Here is an 8,440-nt window from a genome sequence, read left to right on the forward strand (position 1 = left end):
GAAGAAACCCTGTTCATCGTTTCCCTTTACCCGCAGAGGGCTTCTCGTGCATGGGAAGTACCCCCACATCGTAGGGGCGACCCTTGTGGTCGCCCGCTTCCATGCAGGCACGTTGACGTTTCCTGCACCGCATTCCACTTCTTCGACAGACTGAAAGGAGCGTGGAAGGAAAAACCTTCCACGCTCCTTTTTTGGCGCGTTCAGCCGTTGTCCTGTGTGTCCTGAGCCTTTTCCTTGAGGAAGGAGGAGGATTTTTTGTCATCCAGTCCGGGGATGAAGAGGAATTTCCGAATGGTAAAGAGCAGCGCGATCGAAACCACCATGATGAGATTTTCCACAGCGCTGGTGTGCTCAATAACCATCTGACGGGCGATGGCGAAGAGGAGAACCTCCACCACCGAGCTCATGTTGTGACGGCTGAGCATTTTCAAAAACTCAATGCCGATGACCACGGTAAAGGCGGTGGCCAGGAATTGGGTCAGCAGGTCCACGTTGGAGGCGCTGTTGGCCATGATATGCAGCTCTACCAGCACCGCATACAGGGAGATCGCAATGGCGACAATGACGATGAGGCTGACCAAAATTTCCAGAAACTGGGCAATCCTGTAAATGATATTGGGAATTTTGACTTTCAGAAGTTCGCTGTCCACAGGGACCATCCTTTCTGTTCTAGGGTGGTGCTTAGCGATGGGAGGCAAAGAGCTGGATAAGACCGTCCACCTCAGAGGGCTTGGTGGCGAAGCTGGACACAAAACGGATGACCGTGTGGTTGGGCTCCTCCGCAGGTCCCCAGATCTCAAAGGCGCAGTGCCGCTCCAAAATGGGAAGGAAGAGATTGGGGACGATGGGGAAAATCTGATTGGTGGGGGACTCATAGAAGAAGGAAACGCCCAGGTCCTTCAGCCCCTGCTGGAGCTTCTGGGCCATTTCGTTGGCGTGGCGGGCCAGTTGGAAGTAGAGGCCGTCGGTGAGGAGGGCCTCAAACTGCGCGCCCAGCAGCCAGCCCTTGGCCAGCACGCCGCCGCGTTGCTTTTTGAGACGGAAGAGTCCGGGGACATAGACCGACTCCTGCAGCACCAGAGCCTCTCCCATGAGGGCGCCGTTTTTGGTTCCGCCAATATAGAAGGCGTCGGTGAACCGGGCCAGATCGGGTAGGGTCAGGTCATTGCCCTGGGCGGTCAGGGCGCAGCCCAGCCGTGCGCCGTCCAGGAAGAGGAACATATTGTTGGAATGGGCGCAGTTATAAAGCTGTTCCAGTTCCGCGCTGGTGTAGATGCCGCCGGTCTCGGTGGCGTCGGAGATATAGAGCAGTCCGGGCTGGACCATATGGCTGTGCTGATAGGGGACGATGGCAGCCTGTACCAGTTCGGGCGTCAGCTTTCCGTCGGGGCCCACCGGGACGGGGATCACCTTATGTCCGGTGGCCTCTACCGCGCCGGCCTCGTGGCCGTTGATGTGGCCGCTCTGGGCGCAGACCACCCCTTCCCAGGGGCGGAGCAGACCCGCGATGGTGATGAGGTTGGCAGCGGTGCCGCCGATGAAGAAATGTACATCCGCTTCGGGCGCCTGGCAGAGGTCCCGAATCAGGCTGACGGCCTTGGCGCAGTATTCATCGTCGCCGTAGCCGGGGAGCCCCTCCAGATTGGTTGCCAGAACGGCCTCAAGCACCTTGGGATGTGCGCCGAAGGAGTAGTCATTGCGAAATTGATACATGGGGAGGACCACCTTATCCATTCAAAAGATTATTTCACCTTAAAACTGTCTTTCAGGCTGACAGAGCGGTTGAACACCAGATGACCGGTGGCAGAGTCCTTGCTGTCGACGCAGAAATAGCCCTGACGGAGGAACTGGAAGGAGGCGGGGGCGGTAGCGCTGGCCAGGCTGGCCTCCACCTTGGCGTCGGTGAGGATCTCGAGGGAATTGGGGTTGAGGCAGTCCAGGAAATTCTTGTCGCCGGCGTCGGGATCGGGGTCGGAGAAGAGGTTGTCGTAGAGGCGCACCTCGGCGTCGACGGCGGTGGAGGCGTCCACCCAGTGGATGGTGGCGCCCTTGACCTTGCGGCCGTCGGCGGGATCGCCGCCCCGGCTGTCGGGGTCGTACTCGCAGAGGATCTCGGTGACCTTGCCGGTCTCGTCCTTGACGCAGCCGGTGCAGCGGATGAGATAGGCGCCCTTCAGGCGGCACTCGGGGCCGTTGGGGTAGAGGCGCTTATATTTGGGCACGGGAGTTTCGAGGAAGTCCTCGGCCTCCACGTAGAGGTGCTTGGAGAAAGAGATTTCCCGGCTGCCGTCCTCGGGACGGTTGGGGTTATTTTCCACCGTAAAGGTCTCGCTCTGCCCGTCGGGGTAGTTGGTAATGGTGAGCTTGACGGGGCGGAGGACCGCCATGACCCGCTGGGCGCTCTCGTTCAGGTCCTCCCGGAGGCAGTGCTCCAAAAAGGCGTACTCCACGGTGGAAGCGGCCTTGCTCACGCCGTTGCGCTCGGAGAAGTTGCGGATGGACTTGGGGGTGTAGCCCCGGCGGCGGAGGCCGCAGAGGGTGGGCATCCGGGGATCATCCCAGCCGGAGACTTTCCCGTCCTCCACCAGGGCGCGGAGCTTGCGCTTGGACATGACGGTGTAGTTGATGCCCAGGCGGGCAAACTCGATCTGCCGGGGTTTTGCGGGGAGGTCGCAGTGGGCCACCACCCAGTCGTAGAGAGGCCGGTGGTCCTCAAACTCCAGGGAGCAGAGGGAGTGGGTGATCCCCTCCAGGGCGTCCTCGATGGGGTGGGCGAAGTCGTACATGGGATAGATGCACCACTTGTCGCCCTGGCGGTGGTGGTGCATATGGTTGATGCGGTAGATGACCGGGTCGCGCATATTGAAGTTGCCGCTCTCCAGGTCGATCTTGGCCCGGAGGGTCATGGCGCCGTTGGGGAATTCGCCGGCCCGCATCCGGGCGAAGAGGTCCAGGGACTCCTGGATGGGGCGGTCCCGGTAGGGGGAGCGGGCGGGGGTGTTGACGTCGCCGCGGTACTCCTTGAACTGCTCCGGGGTGAGCTCACAGACGTAAGCCAGGCCCTTCTTGATGAGGTCCACCGCCAGCTCGTACATTTTTTCAAAGTAATCGGAGGCGAAGAAGAACCGGTTGCCCCAGTCGTAGCCCAGCCAGTGGATATCCTCCTGGATGGCGTCCACGAACTCCTCATCCTCCTTGGTGGGGTTGGTGTCGTCCATGCGGAGGTTGCAGAGGCCGCCGTACTTTTCGGCGGTGCCAAAGTCGATAAAAATGGCCTTGGCGTGGCCGATGTGCAGGTAGCCGTTGGGCTCGGGGGGGAAACGGGTGTGAACGGTCAGCCCTTGGAACTGACCGCCCTGCGCGATATCCTCGTCGATGAAGTCATGGATAAAGTTCTGGGCCATCACGGGGGTATTCAGTTCGTCGGGCATGTATGTCACTCCTTACAAAAATTCAGGCGGCTTTTGGAAGCCGTCCTCTTATTATATCTCCCATTGAAATCCTTGGCAAGTGTTTTCCTTGACTTTGCCCGACCGGGAGGCATAAAATACACGTTAGTCAACAAGAGAGAAGGAATGTATGGATGGAAAGTCTGATGTTCAGCCTCAACGCCACGGTACCGGTGTTTCTGGTCATGGCGGTGGGCTATCTGCTCCGCCGGATCGGGATACTGGACGAGCATTTTGTAACGGTGTCCAACCGGTTTAATTTTAAGGTAACGCTGCCGGTGCTGCTTTTTCTGGACATGGCCTCCACCGATCTGGGGGCGACCTTTGACGGGAAGCTGGTGCTCTTCTGCGCGGGGGTGACGACCGTCGCCTTTTTTGTCATCTGGGGCCTGACTCGGGCGCTGATGAAGGACCGCTCCATGCGCGGCGCTTTTGTGCAGGCCAGCTACCGGTGCAGTGTGGCGGTGATGGGGGTCGCATTGATGCAGAACATCTATGGGGACGCCGGCCCGGCGCCCATGATGATCCTGGGCGCGGTGCCCCTCTTTAATATTTACGCCGTACTGGTGCTGACGGCGGAGGGCCCGGAGGAGGAGGGCAAGGGCAAGCTGATGCGCACGGTGCGCAATGTGGTCAGCAATCCGCTGCTCATTGCCATCGTGCTGGGCACCATTTCGGCCCTGCTGCGCCTCCAGTATCCGCCCATTGTGTCCAAAACCCTGGAGACGGTGGGCAGTCTGGCCACGCCCCAGGCGCTGGTGTGCATCGGCGCAGGCTTTGAGGGCAAAAAAGCCCTGGCCAAGGTGAAGCCCACGGCAGCGGCGGCCTTTCTCAAACTGGTGCTTCTGCCGGCGGTTTTTCTGCCGCTGGCGGTGGCCATGGGCTTCCGGGACGGGGCGCTGGTGTGTATCGTCATCATGCTGGGCACCGCCACCACCCCCAGCAGCTACGTCATGGCCCAGAGCATGGGAGGCGACGGGGTGCTCACCTCCAGCGTTATCGTGAGTACCACCCTGCTCTCCGCCCTGACGTTGACCTTCTGGCTTTTTCTGGTGCGGTTTCTGGGACTGGTGGCCTGAAGAAGAACAGTATAAGAGGCGGTCCGTCCCTGGACCGCCTCTTATACTTGATGTTTGGATGGATGTGGTTGGAACAAAAGGAAAACCGGGAGGAAATGAGAGAACTGGGACTCCGGAACGTCCCGCCCCTCCCGCGACGCTCTCGGTGAGAACGCCGGGGGAGAGGTCCGGACCTGTTTAGGGGGGGAAGGCCCGGCGCTCCCTGTGAGGTGTGTTAGTTAGCTGCAACTAACTGATGGAGTTAGGATAGCACAACCGTCCCCAAAAGTCAAGGGGGAAAGCGGAAAATTTTTGGAGGCTTTTTTCCGCGGCGGCCCCTTTGCCCGCCTTGACACGAAGATAAGAGGGATAGTATAATAGCGGCGCAAAGAGGCGGTTTTACCGTGTACGAAGGATTCTGCGGTGAAACCGGCTGTTTCGCGGCTCTGAAATTAGCAAATGCTAACTAATAAGAAATGGATGCGTGAGGAATGAGAAGCGAGAGAGACGGAAAGAAGGGGACGCTGGAGGGCCTGGCGCCCGGCGAACGGGGCGTGATTCTGCGGGTAGGCAACGAACGGGGCCCGGTGAAGCGGCGGCTGGTAGATATGGGCCTGACGCCGGGTACCGAGGTCATGGTACGCAAGATCGCTCCCTTTGGCGACCCGATTGAGGTCAATATCCGGGGGTATGAGCTGTCCCTGCGGCGGGAAGATGCCAGACAGATCGTGATAGCCACCGGTGAGGAAGCGGAGGCGGCGTCATTGATCCGCCGGAAGCGGTCCGGGATGGTACAGCACATCCCGGACGAGGAGACGCTGCGCCGGATGGACGCCGACCACGCCCACGAGGCGGCGGAGCACGGCGGCGAGCCGGACTACGCCAGTCACGACAGCCGGGAGATGAAGCTGGCGCTGGTGGGCAATCCCAACTGCGGCAAGACCACCCTGTTCAACGCCCTGACCGGCTCCAATCAATATGTGGGCAACTGGCCCGGCGTGACGGTGGAGAAGAAGGAGGGCAGGGCCCAGGTGGACGGAAAGCCGGTGACGGTGGTGGACCTGCCGGGCATTTACTCCCTGTCTCCCTACTCCATGGAGGAGATCGTGGCCCGTGATTTTATCGTTGGGGAGCATCCCGACGCCATCATCAACATCATCGACGCCACCAACATTGAGCGCAACCTCTATCTGACGGCCCAGCTTCTGGAGCTGGAGCGTCCCATGGTGATCGCCCTGAACTTTATGGACGAGGTGGAGAAGCACGGGGACAGGATCGAGGTGGCGGCTCTGTCCCGCGGCCTGGGGGTGCCGGTGATTCCCATTACCGCCCGGACGGGTAAGAACATCCAGACCCTGCTGGAGGTGGCTCATAGGCAGATGCACGTGGGGGTGACGGTGGAACCGGACGATTTGTACGACGGCTTCACCCATCAGATCCACCATAAAATGGGTGAGATCATCCATGATAAGGCTTACGCCGCCAACATTCCGGCCCACTGGGCGTCCATCAAGCTTTTGGAGGGCGACAATCTGGTGGAGGAGGGCCTGGGACTGGACGGGGGAGAAAAGCGGCGGGTAGAGGCGGTGTGCAGCGAATACGAGGGGGCCTATGTCCTGGGTGACCGGGAGACCCTCATCGCCGACAGCCGTTACCGGTTCATCCAGAGCGTGGTGTCCCAGTCGGTCAAAAAGGGGCCCAAGGCCGACGGACTTACCCTGTCGGACAAGATCGACGCGGTGGTCACCCATAAGATCCTGGCGGTGCCGGTCTTTCTGCTGATGATGCTGGCCATGTTTGCCATTACCTTCGGGCCGGGACAAGCGCTGTCCGACCTGGTGGACGCGGGCATCAGCGGCGGGGTATCCGAGTGGGTACGGGGGCTGCTGGCCGCCGCCGGCACGGCGCCCTGGGTGGAGAGCCTGCTGGTGGACGGCATCATTGCCGGCGTGGGCGGCGTGCTGGTGTTCCTGCCGCAAATCGCCATTTTGTTTTTCTTCCTCTCGTTTTTGGAGGACTCGGGCTATATGTCCCGGGCCGCCTTTATCATGGACCGTCTGCTGCGCCGGTTTGGTCTTTCGGGCAAGGCGTTTATTCCCATGCTCATGGGCTTTGGCTGTACGGTGCCGGCGGTCATGGGCGCCCGCACCATGGAGCACGAGAAGGACCGGCGCATGACCATTATGCTGGTGCCCTTCATGTCCTGTTCGGCCCGTCTGCCGGTGTACGGCCTGATGACCGCCGCTTTCTTTGCCAGGTGGAGCGGTCTGGTGGTCTTTTCTCTCTACTTACTGGGGCTGATCTGTGCCATTTTGTCCGGTATTTTGCTGAAAAAGCTGGTCTTTAAGGGGGAACCCGCCGCCTTTGTGCTGGAGCTGCCGCCCTACCGGATGCCCACCCTGAAGAACATGGCCCTCCACGTCTGGGAGAAGGTCCGGGGCTTTCTGGTCAAGGCGGGCACGCTGATTTTGGCCATGAGCGTGTTGCTCTGGTTCCTCAAGACCTTTGGGTGGAATGGCGGTCTCACCATGGTGACCGACGCGGAGCACTCCTTCCTGGGCGGCATTGGCGGAGCCATTGCGCCGCTGCTGATCCCGCTGGGCTTCGGCACCTGGCAGGCGGCGGTGGCCCTTCTCACCGGCCTCATCGCCAAGGAGATGGTGGTGTCCTCCATGAGCCTGTTCTATGGCTTTTCCATGAGCGCCAGCGGGGCCACGGTGGCGGCGGCGCTGTCCGGGACCTTTGCCGACCCGGTGGCGGCCTATGCCTTTTTGGTGTTCGTGTTGCTCTATGTGCCCTGCGTGGCGGCGGTGTCCACCATTTACCGGGAGATGAACAGCCTGAAGTGGACCCTGGCCTCCATCGCCTGGCAGCTGGGCGCGGCCTATCTGGTGTCCTTCCTGGTCTATCAGATCGGTTCTCTCCTGTTCTGAGCGGGAGGGATGGAGATGCTGAAATATGTGATATATGGAGCCGTGGCGCTGCTGGCGGTATGGGCGGTGTGGTATGTGATCCGCCACATCCTCCGCCAGGTCAGAGGTCAGGGCGGCTGCTCGGGCGATTGCTCCGGCTGCTCCTGCGGCTGCAAGCGAAAATAAGAGAACGAGGTCAGAACCTGGATGCAGGTTTCCTGACCTCGTTTTGTTTCCCTATCTTTTATCTCTTATCTCCCTCACACTCCCTCGAACTGCATCTGATAATAGCGGTGATAGATACCGTTCTGGGCCATGAGAGTTTCGTGGGTACCCCGTTCGGCGATGCCGTCGGCGGTGAGGACCAAAATCTCATCGGCGCTGCGGATGGTGGAGAGGCGGTGGGCGATGGTAATGGTGGTGCGGTTGCGGGCCAGCCGCTCCAGGCTCTCCTGGATGTGCCGCTCGCTCTCGTTGTCCAGAGCGGAGGTAGCCTCGTCCAGGATGAGGATGGGGGGATTTTTCAGGAAAACCCGGGCAATGGCGATGCGCTGCTTCTGGCCGCCGGAGAGCCGCGCTCCCCGTTCGCCCACGAAGGTGTCATACCCGTCGGGAAGGGAGAGAATAAAATCGTGGATGTTGGCCTCTCTGGCGGCGGAGACGATCTCCTCCTGGGACGCGCCGGGCTTGCCGTAGGCGATGTTTTCCCGGATGGTGCCGGAGAAGAGGTACACGTCCTGCTGCACGATGCCGATCTGGCTGCGGAGGCTTTGCAGGGTGACGGTGCGCACATCGTGTCCGTCGATGGTGACTGAGCCGTCCAGCACGTCATAGAACCGGGGGAGGAGGGAGCAGAGGGTGGTTTTTCCGCCGCCGGAGGGGCCCACCAGGGCCACCGAGCGCCCGGCAGGGATGGAGAAGGAGAGGTGGGAGAGGACGGGCTCGTCGTCCTCATAGCGGAAGGTGACGTTGTTGTAGGCCACCTCGCCCTTGACCGGGGGGAGGGGGACGGCGTCGGGGG

Annotated in this window: 7 protein-coding genes; 3 read left to right on the forward strand and 4 right to left on the reverse strand. The window is 60.8% G+C overall.

What is annotated here, in order from left to right; translation table 11 throughout:
* Positions 1-200 precede the first annotated feature (200 nt).
* From H7U37_RS13635 to H7U37_RS13645, 3 genes are read right to left on the reverse strand one after another with little or no spacing between them, the layout of a single operon-like run.
* On the reverse strand, positions 201-650 hold the full coding sequence (locus tag H7U37_RS13635) for a transporter (RefSeq protein WP_204876518.1): 450 nt from the start codon (positions 648-650) through the stop codon (positions 201-203).
* 31 nt (positions 651-681) lie between these two features.
* Entirely contained in the window at positions 682-1,713 is a 1,032-nt protein-coding gene (locus H7U37_RS13640) for a threonine aldolase family protein (RefSeq protein ID WP_204876519.1), read from the reverse strand.
* Positions 1,714-1,742: 29 nt separating this feature from the next.
* Entirely contained in the window at positions 1,743-3,431 is a 1,689-nt protein-coding gene (locus tag H7U37_RS13645; protein WP_204876521.1) for a glutamine--tRNA ligase/YqeY domain fusion protein, read from the reverse strand.
* A 152-nt stretch (positions 3,432-3,583) separates the two neighbouring features.
* Between H7U37_RS13645 and H7U37_RS13650 the strand changes: the two genes are divergently transcribed.
* From H7U37_RS13650 to H7U37_RS13660, 3 genes are all read left to right on the forward strand, one after another.
* Positions 3,584-4,528: an AEC family transporter gene (locus tag H7U37_RS13650; RefSeq protein ID WP_204876523.1), complete on the forward strand. Its 945-nt coding sequence runs from the start codon at positions 3,584-3,586 to the stop codon at positions 4,526-4,528.
* Positions 4,529-4,998: 470 nt separating this feature from the next.
* Positions 4,999-7,440: a ferrous iron transport protein B gene (gene feoB / locus H7U37_RS13655; protein ID WP_204876525.1), complete on the forward strand. Its 2,442-nt coding sequence runs from the start codon at positions 4,999-5,001 to the stop codon at positions 7,438-7,440.
* Between the two features lie 15 nt (positions 7,441-7,455).
* Complete coding sequence (locus H7U37_RS13660; protein ID WP_204876527.1) at positions 7,456-7,605, forward strand: FeoB-associated Cys-rich membrane protein; 150 nt, start codon at positions 7,456-7,458, stop codon at positions 7,603-7,605.
* Positions 7,606-7,679: 74 nt separating this feature from the next.
* On the opposite strand, the gene H7U37_RS13665 is transcribed toward H7U37_RS13660, so the two are convergent.
* Positions 7,680-8,440 (reverse strand): ABC transporter ATP-binding protein (locus H7U37_RS13665; RefSeq protein WP_204876530.1); only part of this gene is annotated, 761 nt, incomplete at its 5' end.

This window comes from Pseudoflavonifractor phocaeensis (assembly GCF_016901735.1).
Lineage (GTDB): Bacteria > Bacillota > Clostridia > Oscillospirales > Oscillospiraceae > Pseudoflavonifractor_A.